We start from the raw sequence: 17,346 nt of genomic DNA, 5'->3' as shown, positions 1-17,346 counted from the left end.
CTAGCGCCAGCCGCCGTCGTCCAAACCTCCAGGCACGTCGGCCGCGGGGTCGTAGGGCGTGCGCGTGAACCGGAACGACGCGAGGTCGAGGTGCGACGGCGAGCCGTCGGCCGCGCGGACGACGACCAGCGGCTCGCCCGTGTAGTAGCCGTCGAGGCCCACCCACTCGTCGGGCCCGACCCGCGCGAAGCGCGACCCCCGCGCCTGCCCGGGCTCGCCGAGCACGAGGTGCCCCCCCACGAGCCGGGCCGTCGAGACCGCGGGGCCCCAGTGCCAGGTCCCGACGAGGTCGAGCGCTCCCAGCACGGTCGCGTCGCCGCCCGCGTGCCACGTCTCCGGGGTGCGCGGCTCCCGCTCCACGCATGCCGTCAGCAGCTCGGGTGCGAGGGTGGCCCCCAGGCCGCTCGTGCTGTTGGCGAGCACGAGCACCCCGTCGCCGGACTCGACCTCGACCCGCAGACCCGCGAGGAAGCCGGGCATCGAGCCGCCGTGACCGGCATACCGCCTGCCCTCGACGTTCCAGACCTGCCAGCCGAGACCGTGGGCGACGGTCCACGGCTGACCGGGGTTGTCGTTGACGGTGTGCGGCTCGAACATCTCGGCGAGGCTGTCGGGCGACAGGACCTCGGCGGTGTCACCTCCGGCGAAGGCCGCCCAGCGGGCGAGGTCCTCGACGGTCGTCCAGAGCTGGCCCGCCGGCGCCATCGCACCGGCGTCGTGCTCCGGCTCCGGCAGCAGGACGTCGGCGAAGGGGTGCACCGCGAGTCCGGGCGCGGCCTTGCCACTGGGGCGGGTCGTCGTGCGCGTCATGCCGAGCGGGTCGAGCAGGTCGCGACGCACCACCTCGAACCAGTCGACGCCGTGCGATCTGGCGACGAGCTCACCGAGCGCGGCGAAGCCGACGTTGGTGTAGTGGAAGCGACGGCCGGCCCGGAAGCGTTGCCCCACGGGCGATTCCGCGAGCTCGTCCCACGTGCCACCCGGGGTGCGCTCCCACCACGGACCGTTCGTCTCGGCCTGCACCCCACCGCCGTGCGAGAGCAGCTGGGCGACGGTCGCGCCGCCGAGGCGCGAGCCGGCCACGTGGTCCTCGAACCGGTCGCCGAGGTCGAGGCGCCCGGCGTCGCGCAGCCGCATCACGGCGACCGCGACGAACGTCTTCGTGATGGACCCCATCCGGTACTGCGTGTCGGTGTCGGCAGCCACTCCCCCGGCGCGCCCGTCGACGGCCCCGACGGCGTCGGCCCACACGAGCGAGCCGTCCCGCACGATGCCTGCAGCGACCGACGGCACGCGTCCTCGCCGCTGCTCGGACGCCAGCAGGTGGTGCAGGTGCCGGGCGGTGGCCGGGTCGGCCGCGCGGGTACGGGTAGGCGCGTCGGCGTCGGAGGCGCTGCGCGGGTCGCCGTGTGGTTCGTCGTGCGGGTGGGTGCTCCTGTCGGTACTCACCCGCTGCAGCCTAGGACGGCGGTCTCTGGCGTGGCGCAGACCACCCCGGCAGGATGGGACGGCGACCCCACGGCCGACCGTCATCGGATATCTTGACATCAAGATTTATTCGGGACCCGCCGAACTCGGATCCCGGCTCGACCAGCAACCCGAACGGAGCACCCGCGTTGGACTCGACAATCATCTACACGCACACGGACGAGGCGCCCGCCCTGGCCACGGCCTCGCTGCTGCCCATCGTCTCGGCCTTCGCCAAGCAGGCCGGCGTCGAGGTCGAGACGCGTGACATCTCGCTCTCGGGTCGCATCATCGCCGCCTTCCCCGACGCTCTCGAGCCCGACCAGCGCATCGGTGACGCCCTCGCCGAGCTCGGTGCGCTCGCCAAGACGCCCGAGGCCAACATCATCAAGCTGCCCAACGTCTCGGCGTCGATCCCGCAGCTCAAGGCCGCCATCGCCGAGCTCCAGGCCGCCGGCTACGCGCTGCCCGACTACCCCGACAACCCGAGCACCGACGAGGAGAAGGCGGCGCGGGCGGCCTACGACAAGATCAAGGGATCTGCCGTCAACCCCGTTCTGCGCGAAGGCAACTCGGACCGCCGCGCCCCCGCGTCCGTCAAGAGCTACGCGCGCAAGCACCCGCACTCCATGGGCGCCTGGACCGCCGAGTCCAAGACCAACGTCGCGACGATGGGCGCCGACGACTTCCGCCACAACGAGAAGTCCGTCGTCATCGAGGCCGACGACACGCTGCGCGTCGAGCTCGTCGGCGCCGACGGCTCGACCACGGTGCTCAAGGAGTCCATCCCCGTCCTCGCGGGCGAGGTCGTCGACGCGACGTCGATGAACGTCGCCGCGCTGCGCGACTTCCTCTCCGAGCAGGTCGAGCGCGCCAAGGAGGAGGGCGTGCTCTTCTCCGTGCACCTCAAGGCCACGATGATGAAGGTCTCCGACCCGATCATCTTCGGCCACGTCGTCCGAGCCTTCTTCCCCGACGTCTTCGAGACGTATGCCGGGTCGCTCGCCGCCGTCGGCGCGTCCCCCAACGACGGGCTCGGCGCCGTGCTCAAGGCCGTCGAGGGCCTGCCCGCCGACGAGCGCGCCGAGGTCGAGGCCGCCGTCGCCAAGGGCTTCGAGGACGGGCCGGCCATCGCGATGGTCGACTCCGACAAGGGCATCACCAACCTGCACGTCCCGAGCGACGTCATCGTCGACGCGTCGATGCCGGCGATGATCCGCACGTCGGGCCACATGTGGAACCGTGACGGCGCCGAGCAGGACACCCTGGCCGTGCTGCCCGACAGCTCCTACGCCGGCATCTACCAGGTCGTCATCGACGACTGCCGCGCCAACGGCGCCTACGACCCCGCCACGATGGGCTCGGTCGCCAACGTCGGCCTCATGGCACAGGCCGCCGAGGAGTACGGCAGCCATGACAAGACGTTCGAGATCCCCGCCGACGGCACCGTGCGCATCGTCGACGGCTCCGGCACCACGCTCCTCGAGCACGCGGTCTCCGCCGGTGACATCTGGCGCGCCTGCCAGACGAAGGACGTGCCGATCCGCGACTGGGTCAAGCTGGCCGTCACCCGCGCCCGGGCCACCGGCACGCCGGCCATCTTCTGGCTCGACGCCGACCGCGCCCACGACGCGAACCTCATCACCAAGGTGAACGAGTACCTCACGGAGCACGACACCGACGGTCTGACCATCGAGATCATGAAGCCGACCGACGCGATCGCCTACTCCCTCGGGCGCATCCGCAAGGGCGAGGACACGATCTCGGTCACCGGCAACGTGCTGCGCGACTACCTCACCGACCTCTTCCCGATCCTCGAGCTCGGCACGTCGGCCAAGATGCTGTCGGTGGTCCCGCTCATCAACGGTGGCGGCCTCTTCGAGACCGGCGCCGGCGGCTCTGCCCCGAAGCACGTGCAGCAGCTCGTCAAGGAGAACTACCTCCGATGGGACAGCCTGGGCGAGTTCCTCGCTCTCGCAGTCAGCTTCGAGCACCTGGCCGACGTCACCGACAACGCGCGCGCTCGCGTCCTCGGGGCGACGCTCGACCGGGCCACCGGCACGCTCCTCGACGAGAACAAGGGTCCGGCCCGCAAGGTCGGCCAGATCGACAACCGCGGCAGCCACGTGTGGCTCGCGCTCTACTGGGCGCAGGAGCTCGCCAAGCAGAGCGACGACGCCGCCCTGGCCGAGACGTTCGCGCCGGTGGCTCAGGCGCTGTCGGACAACATCGCCACGATCTCGCAGGAGCTCGTCGACGCGCAGGGCCACCCGGTCGACATCGGTGGCTACTACCGACCCGACGCGGCCAAGGTCGCCTCGGTGATGCGCCCGTCGAAGACCTTCAACGAGATCATCGACGCACTCGCCTGACCCGAGACGCATCGCACGCACCGCAGGGCCCGCTCGACCGCCGAGGTCGAGCGGGCCCTTCGCGTCTGCCGCCGTGTGAGACTTCGACCATGACCCTCGGCCTGCACTTCGCCCTCCGCGACGACGAGCAGCAGTGCCCCGACTGCGGCGGCCGGCGTGTCGCCCATGCCGGGTCGGTCGACGGGCTTGGCGACGGCCTGCAGGCACGGTTCCGGGCGTTCGAGTACGACCACGAGGCGCCCGAGGTCATCGTCGAGGTCACCTTCGGCCGTATGCCGGGAGCCGACTTCCGGCCCGACGAGACGTTCGCGGCCCGCTTCGGCCACGTGCGCGGGCAGGAGGATCCCGCCTGCACCCTCGTGACGGCAGGTTCGACGGACTCACCGTCCGTCGACCTCGGGCGACGGCTGGAGAGGCCCGAGGCGCTCGGGCACCCTCGGCTCGAGCAGTTCTGGGAGGTCAACGACCTCGTGCTGGAGCACCTGGCCGACGGTCACGGCTCCGCCTGCTCGTGCTGCGGCGGCGACCTGGACGAGTTCGACCGCCACGTCCGCTTCCGCCTGCCTGACGTCATCGCCGCGCTGCCCGAGGCCGATCACACCGCCGGGGTCGGCCTGAGCCACCACGACCCGGAGCGTGCCGACTTCCTGGAGTCCGTCGACCACGGCTGCTTCGTTCGCTCCCTGCTCCGGCTGCCGCTGACGGACGGCTACGCGCTCACCTACGGCGTGTGGCTGGAGGTCTCACCCGAGACGGCCCAGAGGATCGGGCGGCTGTGGTCGAGCGACCTCTACTTCACTCTCGCCTTCGAGGGCCGACTCGCCAACGCCCTGCCGCTGATCGGCGCCCTGGGCGCCCCCGTGACCGCCGGCGCCCCCATGCCGGCTGACGGCATCCCCGTCGTCAGGACGTCGACGGACCCCGAGCTCGCCGCCGCGCTCACACAGCCCCACGACGCAGCGACCGCGTTCGAGGCGGCCGGGATGGCGCCCCCGCTCGGCTGAGCACACGGGACTCGACGCCCCCACACGGCATACGGCATACGGCCGCGTCGTCCGCCAGAGGGCGAGGGTCAGAGCTCGACGGTTGGGGTCGCCTGCCAGGGACTCGGAGACAGCGGCAGGTCCGACGAACGACGCTGCGGCGTCTAGGAATCCGCGTCGCGGAGGGCTTCGGTGGCCTCGGTGATGATGGCCTGCATCGCCGCCGCAGCGGCCGCACCGTCACCGGACTGGACGGCCTCGGCGACGTCACCGTGCAGCCGGACCGCCACGGGGTTCGGGGTGGCCGGCATCAGGTCGTGGTGCGTGCGCCCCGCGAGCACCTCGCCGACGAGGTCCGACAGCGCGGCGAGCATCTCGTTGCCCGAGGCCGCGAGCAGCGTCGCGTGGAAGAGCTGGTCGGCCACGAGGTAGGCCTCGAGGTCACCGGACTTGGCGTGCACCGCCATCTGCATGACCGCCCCGACGAGGACCCCGCACTGCTCGGGCGTGGCTCGGGCGGCCGCGAGCTCGGCCGCGACCGGCTCGACGCCGCGGCGCACGTCGCCGAGCGAGAGCAGCTGCTCCTCCCGGCCGGGCCCGTCGAGGCGCCAGCGGATGACGCGAGGGTCGAAGACGTTCCAGGACGTGCTCGGCAGCACCCGGACCCCGACGCGCTTGCGGGCCTCGACGAGCCTCATCGAGTCGAGCACCCGCACGGCCTCGCGCACGACCGACCGGGAGACCCCGTAGTGCTCGTCGAGCTGGTCGATGCGCAGCACCGTGCCCGGCGCCAGCTCCCCGGAGACGACCTGCCTGCCGAGGTCGTCGAGAACACTCGCGTGGAGCGCGGGACGGCGTTCGAGGGGCACGGGGCCAGCCTGACACACGGCCGCCGTGTCGACGGCCACGACTCCTTAAAACCGTTTTATTTGCCATGAGGGCTTGATAAGACGCTCTTGTTGCTGCACCCTAGGTCGAGCGACTCGACGAAGACGTCGTTCGAGCCGGACGAAGGAGTCACGGAGACATGCAGCACCACCCACCACCCCTGGTCGTCGTCATGGGGGTGTCCGGCTCGGGCAAGACCACCGTCGGCGCGGCCCTCGCGCAGCGTCTGCGCGTCCCCTTCGCGGACGCCGACGACTTCCACCCGCAGGCCAACATCGACAAGATGTCGGCCGGCATCCCGCTGACCGACGAGGACCGCGGCCCGTGGCTCGCGACGATCTCCACCTGGCTGCGTGAGCACGCGGAGAGCGGCGGCGTCGCGAGCTGCTCGGCGCTCAAGCGCGCCTACCGCGACGTCCTCGCCGCCGCCGCGCCCCAGGTCTTCTTCGTGCACCTGCACGGCGACCCCGCCGTCATCGCCGCGCGCGTCGCCGGACGCCCCGGCCATTTCATGCCGGCCGCCCTGGTCGAGTCCCAGTTCGCCACGCTCGAGCCCCTCGAGCCCGGCGAGCGCGGAGCCGTCCTCGACGTCGACCAGCCCGTCGACGACCTCGTCACCCAGTCCCTCACCCTCCTGAACCCCCGCGACACGGAAGCGACCCGCCCATGACCGCCGACCTGCTCTCCCTGCTGCCCGCCTCGGCGCTGGCCGCCGACAAGCTGCCCGACATCCCCGCCGGACGCCTCGTCCCCGCCGCGCTCATCGGCATCGCCGTGCTCGTGGTGCTCATCGTGCGCTTCAAGCTGCACCCGTTCCTGTCGCTGACGCTCGGGTCCCTCACCGTCGGCGCGATCGCCGGCGTGCCGATGGCCGACGTGCTCGACAGCTACACCAAGGGCTTCGGCAGCACCGCGGCCGGGGTCGGCACCCTGATCGCCCTCGGCGCGATGTTCGGCAAGCTGCTCGCCGACTCGGGCGGCGCCGACGAGATCGTCGACACGATCATCGGTCGCAGCGGCACGCGCTCGCTGCCCTGGGCGATGGCGGCCGTCGGTGCGATCATCGGCCTGCCGATGTTCTTCGAGATCGGCCTCGTGCTGCTGATGCCGGTGATCTTCCTCGTCGCCCGGCGCTCGCAGCAGTCGGTGATCCGCGTCGGCATCCCCGCCCTCGCCGGCCTCTCGGCCATGCACGGCCTCGTGCCGCCGCACCCCGGCCCGCTCGTGGCCATCGACGCCCTCAAGGCCAACCTCGGCGTCACGCTCGGCTTCGGCATCCTCGTGGCCATCCCGACGATCGCCATCGCCGGCCCGTGGTTCGCCCGCTTCGCCGCCCGCTGGGTCGACGTGCCCGCACCCGACCTCTTCGAGGCCCGCGAGTCCGAGAGCGGCCCCCGCCCGTCGTTCGGCATCACGATGCTCACGGTCCTGACCCCCGTCGTCCTGATGATGGGCAAGGCGCTCGCCGACATCCTCGCCGGCAAGGGCACCGTCGCCCGATCGGTGCTCGACTTCCTCGGCACGCCCCTCATCGCGCTGCTCATCGCGGTCATCCTCGCGATGTTCACCCTCGGTCGTGGCGCCGGCATGGGCGTCAAGGAGATCGGCTCCTCGCTCGAGTCCTCGCTCGGCCCGATCGCCGGCATCATCCTCATCGTGGCAGCCGGGGGCGGCTTCAAGCAGACCCTCGTCGACACCGGCATCGGCCAGCTCGTCGCGAACTGGATCTCCGGGAGCGGCCTGTCGGTGCTCCTGCTCGCCTGGCTCGTCGCGGTCCTCATCCGTCTCGCGACCGGCTCCGCGACCGTCGCCACCGTCACGGCCTCGGGGATCCTCGCGCCCCTCGCTGCGGGCATGTCGACCAACGAGGTGTCGCTCATGGTGCTGGCCATCGGCGCCGGCTCGGTCTTCTTCTCGCACGTCAACGACGCCGGCTTCTGGCTCGTCAAGGAGTTCTTCGGCCTCAAGGTCGGCCAGACCATCAAGACCTGGTCGCTCATGGAGACGATCCTGTCGGTGACCGGACTCGCCTTCGTGCTCCTGCTCAACGTCGTCGTCTAGCGACCAACGCCCCACCGCCCACCGACACCCCACCGACACCACCGACACGCTCGACTCAACCGTCGAGAGGCCACTGTTTGCGGGTGTCGCCGGGTCGAGAGGCCAGTTCTCGTGACGAGAACTGGCCTCTCGACGTCACGGGACCCGCAGAAGTTGGCCTTTCGACGGGTGGGGACCCGCAGACTTTGGCCTTTCGACGGGTGGGGACCCGCAGACTTTGGCCTCTCGACGGGTGGGTCGGGGTGGCTGCGTTCAGGGGCGCGTGGTCAGTGGATGCGGACGCCGCTGATGGCGCGGGCGATGACGATCCGCTGGATCTCGCTCGTGCCCTCGAAGATCGTGTAGATCTTCGCGTCGCGCGACCACCGCTCGACGGGGTGGTCGGTGACGTAGCCGGCGCCGCCGAGGATCTGCACGGCCTTGTCGGTGACGGCCACGGCCACCTCACCCGCCTTGAGCTTGCTCATCGAGCCCTCCGCCGCCGTGAACGGCTGGTTGGTCCGGCCCATCCACGACGCGCGCCAGACGAGCAGCCGGGCGGCGTCGATCTCGGTCCTCATGTCGGCGAGGGCGAAGGCGATCGCCTGGTTCTCGATGATGGGCCGGCCGAAGGCCACGCGGTCCTTGGCGTAGTCGAGGGCGTACTCGTAGGCCGCCCGCGCGATCCCCAGCGCCTGCGCCCCGACCGTGGGTCGTGAGATCTCGAACGTCCGCATGGCCGCCTGGCTGCTCGACCCGCCGCCCTCACGGGCCCGCGCGAGGCGCTCGTCGAGCTTGTCCTTGCCGCCGAGCAGGCACGAGCCGGGCACGCGCACGTCGTCGAGGAAGACGTCGGCGGTGTGCGAGGCGCGCAGCCCGAGCTTGCGCAGCTTCTTGGCGCCCTCGATCCCCCTGGTGCCGGGCGGGACGACGAAGGCGGCCTGCCCCCGCGAGCCGAGGTCGGGGTCGACGACGGCGGTGACGACGTGGACGTTCGCGATGCCGCCGTTGGTGATGTAGGCCTTCTGCCCGTTGATCACCCACTCGTCCGCGGCCTCGTCGTAGCGGGCGCGGGTGCGCATGGCGCCGACGTCGGAACCCGCCTGCGGCTCGGTCGTCGCGAAGGCGGCGAGCTTGGGGTCGTCGGCGTCGCCGTAGCACTGGGGCAGCCACTCGACCATCTGGTCGGGCGTGCCCGAGCCGTAGATCGCGGCCACCGCGAGGGTCGTCCCGAAGATCGACATGCCGATGCCGGCGTCACCCCAGAAGAGCTCCTCGTTGGCGAGGTTGATCGAGATGCCGGTCGGGTCGGACCAGCACTGCGCCAGGAACTCGAAGCCGTAGAGGCCGTTCCTCGCGGCCTCCTGGATGACCGGCCACGGCGTCTCCTCGCGGGCGTCCCACTCCGCGGCCGCGGGCCGCACGACGTCGGCGGCGAAGCCGTGCACCCAGTCGCGCAGCTCGCTCTGGTCGTCGTCGAGGGCGAGCGAGAACTCCACCACGACAGGTCCCTCAGGCCTTGGGGATGTCGAAGAAGTTCGCGATGTTGGCGGCGAGGCCGAGGTCGCCCTTCGCCTTGATCTTGCCGGTCATGAACATCATCACGGGGTTGCCGCTCTTGGTGATGACCTTGGTGAAGTCGACCGGCGTCATGGCCAGGGTGAGCGTCGAGTCACCCTCGTGGCCGGGGACGGTGGTGCACGTGCCGTCGGCGAAGCGCACGGTCCACTCGTCGGCGCCGCCGTCGGGGCGCCCGGTGATGCTCCAGTGGGTCGTGGCCGTCGTGGAGCCGGCGCGGTCGGGTCGGAAGAGCTCGGGCATGCGCCGGAAGATCGCCTCGATGATGGGCTCGCGGTTGGCGCTCTCCATCACCTGCTGGACGTCCTTGTCGGACATCTCCTTGACGATGCGGATGAACTCGCCGGGCTCGACGGCGGCGATCTGCTCGGGGGTGGCGGTCGTGAAGTCGATCTCGGTCATCGGGGGTCCCTCCGGAGGAAACGGCGTTGTCGCCACGGTTGGTTACCGAGAGTAGGTTACTGGACGGTTCAGTCGTCGAGGAACCAGCCCTCGACCATCCCGTCGGGCCGGCCGGGCTCGATGTAGTGCTCCCGCGCGAAGCCGACGGCGAACATCTCCTCCGGGATCTGGAGCATGCCCTGGGCGTCGGACTGGCTCGCGTGCGCCTTGAGGGCCGAGCGCTTCACCTCGAGGAACTCGCTGACGTCGCAGGCCCAGTGCAGCTCGCTCTCGAGGCTGCCGAGCGGGTTGCCGTCGTCCATCGGCTGGCTGGGGTCCCACTCACCCACGTCGAGCCCGGCGGCCACCGCCGCCTGGTGCGAGCGGATCATCGCGTCGCGGTTCATCGAGCCCTCGAGGTAGCGCGGCGTGCCGGCCAGCTCGGCCGCCCGCCTGGTCACGGCGTGCACCTTGACGTGGTCGGGGTGGCCGTAGCCGCCGTGCCAGTCGTAGCCGACGACGACGTCGGCGTCCTCGTCGCGCAGGACCGCGGCCAGGCGCTCGGCGGCCTCCTCCGTGTCGGCGCGGACGAAGCTCTCCTCGTGGTCGTTCTGCGCCCACCCGGTCATGCCGGAGTCGGCGTAGTCGAGGAACTCGACGCGGTGCGTCCCGATGACGGCGTTGGACGCCGCCGCCTCGGCGCGCCGCCGCTCGACGACGGTCTCGCCCTCGGCCAGGTCGTCGGGGGCGTCGCCGTGGTCGCCGTTCGTGGCGACGACGAGGACGACGCGGTGCCCCTCGCTGACGGCCCGCGCCATGGAGCCGGCGGACTGGGACGCCTCGTCGTCGGGGTGGGCGTGGACGAAGACAACGGTTGCCATGCCCTCAGCCTCTCACCGCGCGCCGACGATCCCACCATCGGCGGACGCCTCCCCCGCACCGTCGGGCGCCCGCCCGACGGGGAGCGTGTAGACGACGTAGCCCTCGAACGTCGCCACCTCGTCGTAGAGCCGGCGCGCCACGGCGTTGGACTCGTGGGTCTGCCAGTAGACGCTGCCGCAGCCCTGCTCTCGCGCCCAGTCGCGCACGGCGCCGATGAGCGCGGTTGCCACGCCCCGACCGCGCACGGCCGGGTCGGTGAACAGGTCCTCGAGGTAGCAGAGGTCGGGCTCGCTCGAGCTCGGGTGCACGAGGAAGTGGGTGATCCCCACCAGCTCGCCGCCCACCCAGGCGCCGAGTCCGTGCAGCCTTGCGCCAGAAGCGATCTCACGCCACGCCCTGTCGTATGCCGTGTCGTCGAGGGTGCGCTCGTAGAAGGCGATGTAGGCCCTGAAGAGCTCTTCCCACCGGCCCCGGTCGCCGGGCACGAACCGTCGGATCTCGATCACGACCCGACGCTAGCGCGACGGCGGCTGCGCCGGGAGGGCCAGCACCCGGCATACGCAATGGGCCACTTGATGGCAGGGACGTGGGACGGGGCGGCCACTCGAGAGTCGAGTGGCCGCCGCGTCCCAGGCGTCACGACGTCACACCACGTCGAGCGTCAGGCCTTCTTGGTGGCGGCCTTCTTCGTCGTGCGCGTGGTCGTCTTCTTCGCGGTCTTCTTCGCCGTGTTCTTCACGGCGCGCTTGCGGGTCGTCGGGCCCTTGGCGCGCTTCTCGGCGAGCAGCTCGTAGCCGCGCTCCGGGGTGATCGAGGCGGGGTCGTCGTCCTTGCGCAGCGTCGCGTTGGTCTCGCCGTCGGTGACGTAGGGACCGAAGCGGCCGTCCTTGACGACGACGGGCTTGCCGCTGACCGGGTCGGCGCCGAGCTCCTTGAGCGGCGGGGTGGCGGCGGCCCGGCCACGCTGCTTGGGCTGCGCGTAGATCGCGAGCGCCTCCTCGAGCGTGATGTCGAAGAGCTGCTGCTCGGTCGTGAGCGAGCGCGAGTCCGTGCCCTTCTTGAGGTACGGGCCGTAGCGGCCGTTCTGCGCGGTGATCTCGACGCCCTCGGCGTCGGCGCCCACGACGCGCGGCAGCGAGAGCAGCTTGAGCGCGTCGTCGATCGTCAGCGTCGCGAGCTCCATGTCCTTGAAGAGCGACGCGGTGCGCGGCTTGACCTTCGCAGCCTTCTTGGCCTTGGGCCTGTCGGCCGCGGCGTCGTCGTCCTCGATGACCTCGGTGACGTAGGGGCCGTAGCGGCCGGCGCGGGCGACGATGTCGCGACCGGTCTCGGGGTCCTTGCCGAGCACCTTGCCGTCGTCGGCGGCGACCTCGAGCAGCTCGCGCGCCATCTCGGGGGTCATCTCGTCCGGGGCGATGTCGTCGGTGATCGTCGCGCGGCGCGGGTTGGCCGGGACCTCGGCGCCGTCGGCGACCTCGCCCGTCGCGAGGTCGACTCCGGCCGGCACGACCTCCTCGACGTAGGGGCCGTAGCGGCCGACGCGCACGACGATGCCGTCGCCGATCGGGATGGTGCTGATCTCCTTGGCGTCGATCTCGCCGAGGTCCTCGACGAGGCTGCGCAGCCCGGCGGCCGAGGTCGCCTCCTCGCCGAAGTAGAAGCGCTTCAGCCACTCGACACGGCCCTCGTCGCCGTTGGCGATGCGGTCGAGGTCCTCCTCCATCGAGGCGGTGAACTCGTAGTCGACGAGGTTGCCGAAGTGCTCCTCGAGCAGGCGGGTCACGGCGAAGGCCAGCCACGTGGGCACGAGCGCCTGGCCCTTGTTGAAGACGTAGCCGCGGTCCTGGATCGTGCCGATCGTCGCGGCATACGTGGAGGGCCGGCCGATGCCGCGCTCCTCCATGGCCTTGACGAGCGTGGCCTCGGTGTAGCGGGCGGGCGGGCTCGTCTCATGGCCGTCGGCCTCGGCGCGCACGACCTCGAGCGGGACGCCGGCGCTCAGCTTCGGCAGGCGGCGCTCCTCGGCGGCCGCGTCGGCCTTCGCGGCGGCCTCGTCGTCGCGGCCCTCCTCGTAGGCGGCGAGGAAGCCCTTGAAGGTGATGACGGTGCCGCTGGCGCTGAACTCGACGGACTGGGCGCCCTCGATGGCGGTGTCGACGGCGAGCTTGACGGTGGCGGTCGAGCCGCGGGCGTCGGCCATCTGCGAGGCGACGGTGCGCTTCCAGATCAGCTCGTAGAGCGCGAACTCCTCGCCGCGCAGCGACCCCGCGACCTGGGCCGGGCTGCGGAAGCGGTCACCGGCGGGGCGGATGGCCTCGTGGGCCTCCTGCGCGTTCTTGACCTTCTTCTCGTAGCGGCGCGGGCTGTCCGGGACGTACTCGGCGCCGTACATGTCGCGGGCCTGGCTGCGCGCCGCGGTCATCGCGGCGTCCGACAGCGTCGTGCTGTCGGTACGCATGTAGGTGATGTAGCCGTTCTCGTAGAGCCGCTGCGCCACGCGCATCGCGTTCTTGCTGCTCATCCGCAGCTTGCGCGACGCCTCCTGCTGGAGGGTCGAGGTCGTGAACGGCGCCGACGGGCGGCGGGTGTACGGCTTCTCCTGGACGTCGGTGACGCGCGCCGTGAGCGGCAGGCACGCCTCGGCGATCCGGGTCGCGAGCGCCTCGTCGAGGTGGACGACGCCCTTGCCGGTCAGGCGGCCGTCGTCGGCGAAGTCGCGGCCAGTGGCCACGCGCGTGCCGTCGACGGACGACAGGCGGGCGGTGAACTGCTGGCTCGCACTGTCGGGGGTGAAGTCGCCCTCGATGTCCCAGTAGGAGGAGCGGACGAACGCCATGCGCTCGCGCTCGCGTTCGACGACCATGCGGGTCGCGACGGACTGCACGCGGCCGGCCGAGAGGCCCTGGCGGACCTTGCGCCACAGGACCGGGCTGACCTCGTAGCCGTAGAGGCGGTCGAGGATGCGGCGGGTCTCCTGGGCGTCGACCATCGCGGTGTCGATCTCGCGGGTGTCGTTGACGGCGCGCTGGATCGCCTCGCGGGTGATCTCGTGGAACACCATGCGCTTGACGGGAACCCGCGGCTTGAGCGCCTCGAGAAGGTGCCACGCGATGGCCTCGCCCTCGCGGTCCTCATCGGTGGCGAGGTAGAGCTCGCTGGCGTCCTTGAGCAGCCGCTTGAGCTCGGCGACCTTCTTCTTCTTGTCCGGGTCGACGACGTAGTACGGCTCGAAGCCGTTGTCGACGTCGACGGCGAACTTGCCGAACGGGCCCTTCTTCATGTCCGCCGGCAGCTCGGACGGGTTGGGCAGGTCACGGATGTGACCGACGGAGGCCTCGACCTCGAAGTCCCCTCCGAGGTAGCCGGCGATGGTCTTCGCCTTGGCGGGCGACTCCACGATGACGAGCTTGCGGCCCTTGCCTGCGGCCATGGTGCACCTTCAACTTCCCGCATCTCACGTGCAGCGGATTCGTCGCTGCCCCGACGTGGACGCGGACCGACCGTAACAGCCCGCGCCGGGTGCGGTCTCCCGGCATCCGGTGGGGAGGACGTATGCCGTGTCGCCCGGGACGCCGGGCGGGCGCCCTCAGGCGAGCGACCAGTGGATGACGGTGCGCCAGGTGGCGGGGTCGGGCTCGTGCTCGGGGTCGCGGAGGTAGCTCTCCCACACGACGGGGCCCGGCACGAGCCGCTGACCGACCATCCACTGCTCGACCTGGCCGTAGGTCTCGCCCATGGTGTCGTAGGGCCCGACGTGCACGGCCTCGACGACGCGGCCGCCCGGCAGCGTGCTCGGCACGACCTCGCCGGAGGCCTCGACCGGCGTCGTCACGGGGAAACCGGCCTCGACGTCGACGACCGTGGTGGGCATGCCCCGGTAGAGCCCGAACGGTGGGCCGACGGGGAACTGCCCCTGCTGCCCGATCGTCGCCGCCGCGGCGGCGAAGGCCCGGGCGAAGAAGGCCGGCAGCTCGTCCATCGGCACCGTGGCGCGCAGAACGGCGGTCGGCTGCTCAGTGGTCTCGACGGTGCGGATCTCGTTCATCGACCCAGCGTCTCCCCGTCGCCCTCGGCGTCGACAGGGCCGAAGGGCCCTCCGGGAGCGGAACGAGGCTCCTTCGGGGAAGCCACCCGACGGCATACGACCTCGGGAATGATGGCCACCAGATCTACGTTCCTCTGATAGTTTATTGTTCAACAAACTTGGAAGGAACCGCCATGTCCGCCCCCGTCCTCTACCTCAGCCACGGCGCACCGCCCCTCGCCGACGACGTGCGCTGGACGGGCGAGCTCGCCGGCTGGTCCGCGGACCTGCCCAAGCCCAAGGACGTCCTCATGGTCTCCGCGCACTGGGAGGACGCGCCGACGACGCTCGGCTCGACCACCGGCGCCCCGCTGACCTACGACTTCTGGGGCTTCCCGCAGAAGTACTACGAGGTCACCTACGACGCACCCGCCGCACCGTCCCTCGCCGAAGACGTGACGAAGCTGCTCACCTGGCCCGGCCACCAGGTCCACCGCGACGAGGCCCGCGGTCTCGACCACGGCGCGTACGTGCCGCTCAAGGAGATGTTCCCCGACGCGGACGTGCCGGTGCTCCAGATGTCGATGCCGACGCTCGACCCGCGCGGCCTCTTCGAGATCGGCCGACGCCTCGCCCCACTGCGTGAGCAGGGGACGATGATCGTCGGCTCCGGCTTCACCACCCACAACCTGCGCTGGTTCAACCCGGCCGGCGGCGCCGACGGCACCCCGCCGCGGGCGAGCGCCGAGTTCGACCAGTGGGCCCAGGAGGCCATGAAGGCCCAGGACGTCGACAGCCTGCTCGACTTCCTCGACAAGGCGCCCGCCGCCCACGAGGCGCACCCGCGCACCGAGCACTTCGCGCCGCTCTTCGTCACGCTCGGCGCGGCCTACGAGTCGGGGGGGCTCGACAACAAGAGCGTCATCGACGGCTTCTGGTTCGGCCTGAGCAAGCGGTCCTGGCAGTTCGGCTGAGTCGCGACCGCCGGGGGTCCCACCACTGCGCGCCGGACCGGGGGAACCCGCGGGTAACCCCACCCGTTCGACTGGTTGTGGGGCCCCACGATCGCGGCCGCGGCTCGGAACCTCCCCTGACTCCGAGCCGCGGTCGCTCCCTCCCCGGGCAGTTTCGGACGTGCCCGGAGGTGCCCGGAGTCCGGTCCGAAGGGCCACGGAACCCACCCGTTCACCCGCCCGTCGCAGGCGCACGGCACGTAGAGTGGCCGTACGCCCGACGAGTGCGCCGCAGGCGTGTGTCGTGCACCTCAGGGTGCGCCTCGCACGACCTCTGCAGCGGGCTCGTGCTCGACGGGTGAGGGACTTCGGTCGCGTCGCCGACGCGGCCGGCACGCGAGGGAAGGACCCGCTCCACATGACTGACCAGCCCGCCCAGCAGGCGACCGCCGCGTCCGCCCAGGTCGCCCCCCTCGAGCCGCCGCCCGGCGAGGCCTTCATCCTCACCGCCCCGGCCCCGACCGCTCCCGTCGCCGAGACGGCCGCCCCCAAGATGGCCCCCGCCGTCCCCGAGGCGGCCCTGCCCGGCCTCGACGCCAAGGTCGAGACCTACCTCGAGTCGCTCGGCAAGGCCGCGGCCCGCTCCCCCGAGTGGGAGACCAAGGCCGCCGACGTGCGCAGCATGGGCAACGACGAGGTGCGCTTCGCCGCCGAGAGCAGCAACCGCATGCTCCAGATGCCGGTCAAGGCGCTCAACGAGGGCGGCCTGTCGGGCAACTCCAAGGTCGGCAAGACCCTGCTCGACCTGCGCCGCACCGTCGAGGACCTCGACCCCGGCCAGGCCACCGGCGCCAAGAAGTTCCTCGGCATGATCCCGTTCGGCGACAAGGTCACCGACTACTTCCGCAAGTACCAGTCGGCCCAGAGCCACCTCAACGGCGTCCTGCACGCGCTCCAGTCCGGCCAGGACGAGCTCGTCAAGGACAACGTCGCGCTCAACCTCGAGAAGAAGAACCTCTGGGAGTCGATGGGCCGGCTCAACCAGTACGTCTACGTCGCCGAGCGGCTCGACACCCGGCTGGCCGCACAGGTCGCGACCCTCGAGGCCACCGACCCCGACAAGGCCAAGGCCCTGCGCGAGGACGTCCTCTTCTACGTGCGCCAGAAGCACCAGGACCTGCTGACCCAGCTCGCGGTGTCGATCCAGAACTACCTCGCCATCGACATCATCATCAAGAACAACATCGAGCTCATCAAGGGCGTCGACCGCGCCACCACGACGACCGTCTCGGCGCTGCGCACCGCCGTCATCGTGGCCCAGGCCCTGAACAACCAGCAGCTCGTGCTCGACCAGATCACGGCCCTCAACACGACGACCTCCGGCATCATCGAGCGCACGTCCGAGGCCCTGAAGCAGAACTCGGCGCGCATCCAGGAGCAGTCGGCCAGCGCGACGCTCTCGATCGAGTCGCTGCAGAAGGCGTTCGCCAACATCTACGAGACCATGGACACCATCGACCAGTTCAAGGTCCGCGCGCTCGACAACATGGCCGCGACGATCGGGACGCTCGAGACCGAGGTCGCCAAGTCGCGCTCCTACCTCGACCGCGTCGCCAAGCAGGACGCGCGCCGGGCCGAGAACGCCGCTCCGGGCCTGCTCGACCTCGGCTCGAGCCGGTGACGCCCACCGGCGCCTGAGGCCGACGGCTCCCCGGAGCTCGAGCAGGACGTGCGTGGCCGGTCGACGGCCACGCACGACACACCAGAGGAGAACAACG

The 17,346-nt window shown here is 71.1% G+C and carries 14 protein-coding genes; 6 read left to right on the top strand and 8 right to left on the bottom strand.

What is annotated here, in order from left to right; translation table 11 throughout:
• Window positions 1–1,449, bottom strand: coding sequence for a serine hydrolase domain-containing protein (locus ABD297_RS15515; RefSeq protein WP_344255938.1), 1,449 nt, complete (start codon window positions 1,447–1,449; stop codon window positions 1–3).
• Between the two features lie 167 nt (window positions 1,450–1,616).
• Here ABD297_RS15515 and ABD297_RS15510 point away from each other — a divergent pair, with 167 nt between their 5' ends.
• Both ABD297_RS15510 and ABD297_RS15505 read left to right on the top strand, forming a co-directional pair.
• On the top strand, window positions 1,617–3,839 hold the full coding sequence (locus ABD297_RS15510) for an NADP-dependent isocitrate dehydrogenase (RefSeq protein WP_344255937.1): 2,223 nt from the start codon (window positions 1,617–1,619) through the stop codon (window positions 3,837–3,839).
• A gap of 89 nt (window positions 3,840–3,928) precedes the next feature.
• Window positions 3,929–4,843 carry a DUF2199 domain-containing protein gene (locus ABD297_RS15505; protein ID WP_344255936.1) on the top strand — a complete coding sequence of 305 codons (915 nt, stop codon included), beginning with the start codon at window positions 3,929–3,931 and terminating at the stop codon, window positions 4,841–4,843.
• Window positions 4,844–4,986: 143 nt separating this feature from the next.
• On the opposite strand, the gene ABD297_RS15500 is transcribed toward ABD297_RS15505, so the two are convergent.
• On the bottom strand, window positions 4,987–5,691 hold the full coding sequence (locus ABD297_RS15500; protein ID WP_344255935.1) for a FadR/GntR family transcriptional regulator: 705 nt from the start codon (window positions 5,689–5,691) through the stop codon (window positions 4,987–4,989).
• 158 nt (window positions 5,692–5,849) lie between these two features.
• Here ABD297_RS15500 and ABD297_RS15495 point away from each other — a divergent pair, with 158 nt between their 5' ends.
• Both ABD297_RS15495 and ABD297_RS15490 read left to right on the top strand, forming a co-directional pair.
• The gene (locus tag ABD297_RS15495; protein ID WP_344255934.1) at window positions 5,850–6,380 is read left to right on the top strand and encodes a gluconokinase; all 531 of its coding nucleotides are present in this window, start codon (window positions 5,850–5,852) and stop codon (window positions 6,378–6,380) included.
• Window positions 6,377–7,771: a GntP family permease gene (locus tag ABD297_RS15490; RefSeq protein WP_344255933.1), complete on the top strand. Its 1,395-nt coding sequence runs from the start codon at window positions 6,377–6,379 to the stop codon at window positions 7,769–7,771. The genes ABD297_RS15495 and ABD297_RS15490 overlap by 4 nt, the downstream gene beginning before the upstream one ends.
• A 266-nt stretch (window positions 7,772–8,037) precedes the next feature.
• Here ABD297_RS15490 and ABD297_RS15485 read toward each other — a convergent pair whose 3' ends face one another.
• The 6 genes from ABD297_RS15485 to ABD297_RS15460 form a co-directional block, all read right to left on the bottom strand.
• Complete coding sequence (locus tag ABD297_RS15485; protein WP_344255932.1) at window positions 8,038–9,252, bottom strand: acyl-CoA dehydrogenase family protein; 1,215 nt, start codon at window positions 9,250–9,252, stop codon at window positions 8,038–8,040.
• A 10-nt stretch (window positions 9,253–9,262) separates the two neighbouring features.
• Window positions 9,263–9,730, bottom strand: a complete 468-nt coding sequence (locus ABD297_RS15480; protein ID WP_344255931.1) for an SCP2 sterol-binding domain-containing protein — start codon at window positions 9,728–9,730, stop codon at window positions 9,263–9,265.
• 68 nt (window positions 9,731–9,798) lie between these two features.
• Window positions 9,799–10,590 (bottom strand): PIG-L deacetylase family protein, encoded by a 792-nt coding sequence (locus ABD297_RS15475; RefSeq protein ID WP_344255930.1) that lies wholly within the window; start codon window positions 10,588–10,590, stop codon window positions 9,799–9,801.
• 12 nt (window positions 10,591–10,602) lie between these two features.
• Window positions 10,603–11,097, bottom strand: a complete 495-nt coding sequence (locus ABD297_RS15470; RefSeq protein WP_344255929.1) for a GNAT family N-acetyltransferase — start codon at window positions 11,095–11,097, stop codon at window positions 10,603–10,605.
• A gap of 155 nt (window positions 11,098–11,252) precedes the next feature.
• The gene (gene topA, locus ABD297_RS15465) at window positions 11,253–14,021 is read right to left on the bottom strand and encodes a type I DNA topoisomerase (RefSeq protein ID WP_344255928.1); all 2,769 of its coding nucleotides are present in this window, start codon (window positions 14,019–14,021) and stop codon (window positions 11,253–11,255) included.
• Between the two features lie 156 nt (window positions 14,022–14,177).
• Entirely contained in the window at window positions 14,178–14,636 is a 459-nt protein-coding gene (locus ABD297_RS15460; RefSeq protein ID WP_344255927.1) for a GyrI-like domain-containing protein, read from the bottom strand.
• 173 nt (window positions 14,637–14,809) lie between these two features.
• On the opposite strand from ABD297_RS15460, the gene ABD297_RS15455 reads away from it, so the two are divergent.
• Window positions 14,810–15,589: a dioxygenase family protein gene (locus tag ABD297_RS15455; protein ID WP_344255926.1), complete on the top strand. Its 780-nt coding sequence runs from the start codon at window positions 14,810–14,812 to the stop codon at window positions 15,587–15,589.
• Between the two features lie 397 nt (window positions 15,590–15,986).
• Window positions 15,987–17,249: a toxic anion resistance protein gene (locus ABD297_RS15450; protein ID WP_344255925.1), complete on the top strand. Its 1,263-nt coding sequence runs from the start codon at window positions 15,987–15,989 to the stop codon at window positions 17,247–17,249.
• The last annotated feature ends 97 nt before the right edge of the window (window positions 17,250–17,346 follow it).

Origin of the sequence: Terrabacter carboxydivorans (assembly GCF_039532035.1) — a bacterium.
Lineage (GTDB): Bacteria > Actinomycetota > Actinomycetes > Actinomycetales > Dermatophilaceae > Terrabacter > Terrabacter carboxydivorans.
This window is presented reverse-complemented; position numbering and strand designations above follow the sequence as displayed.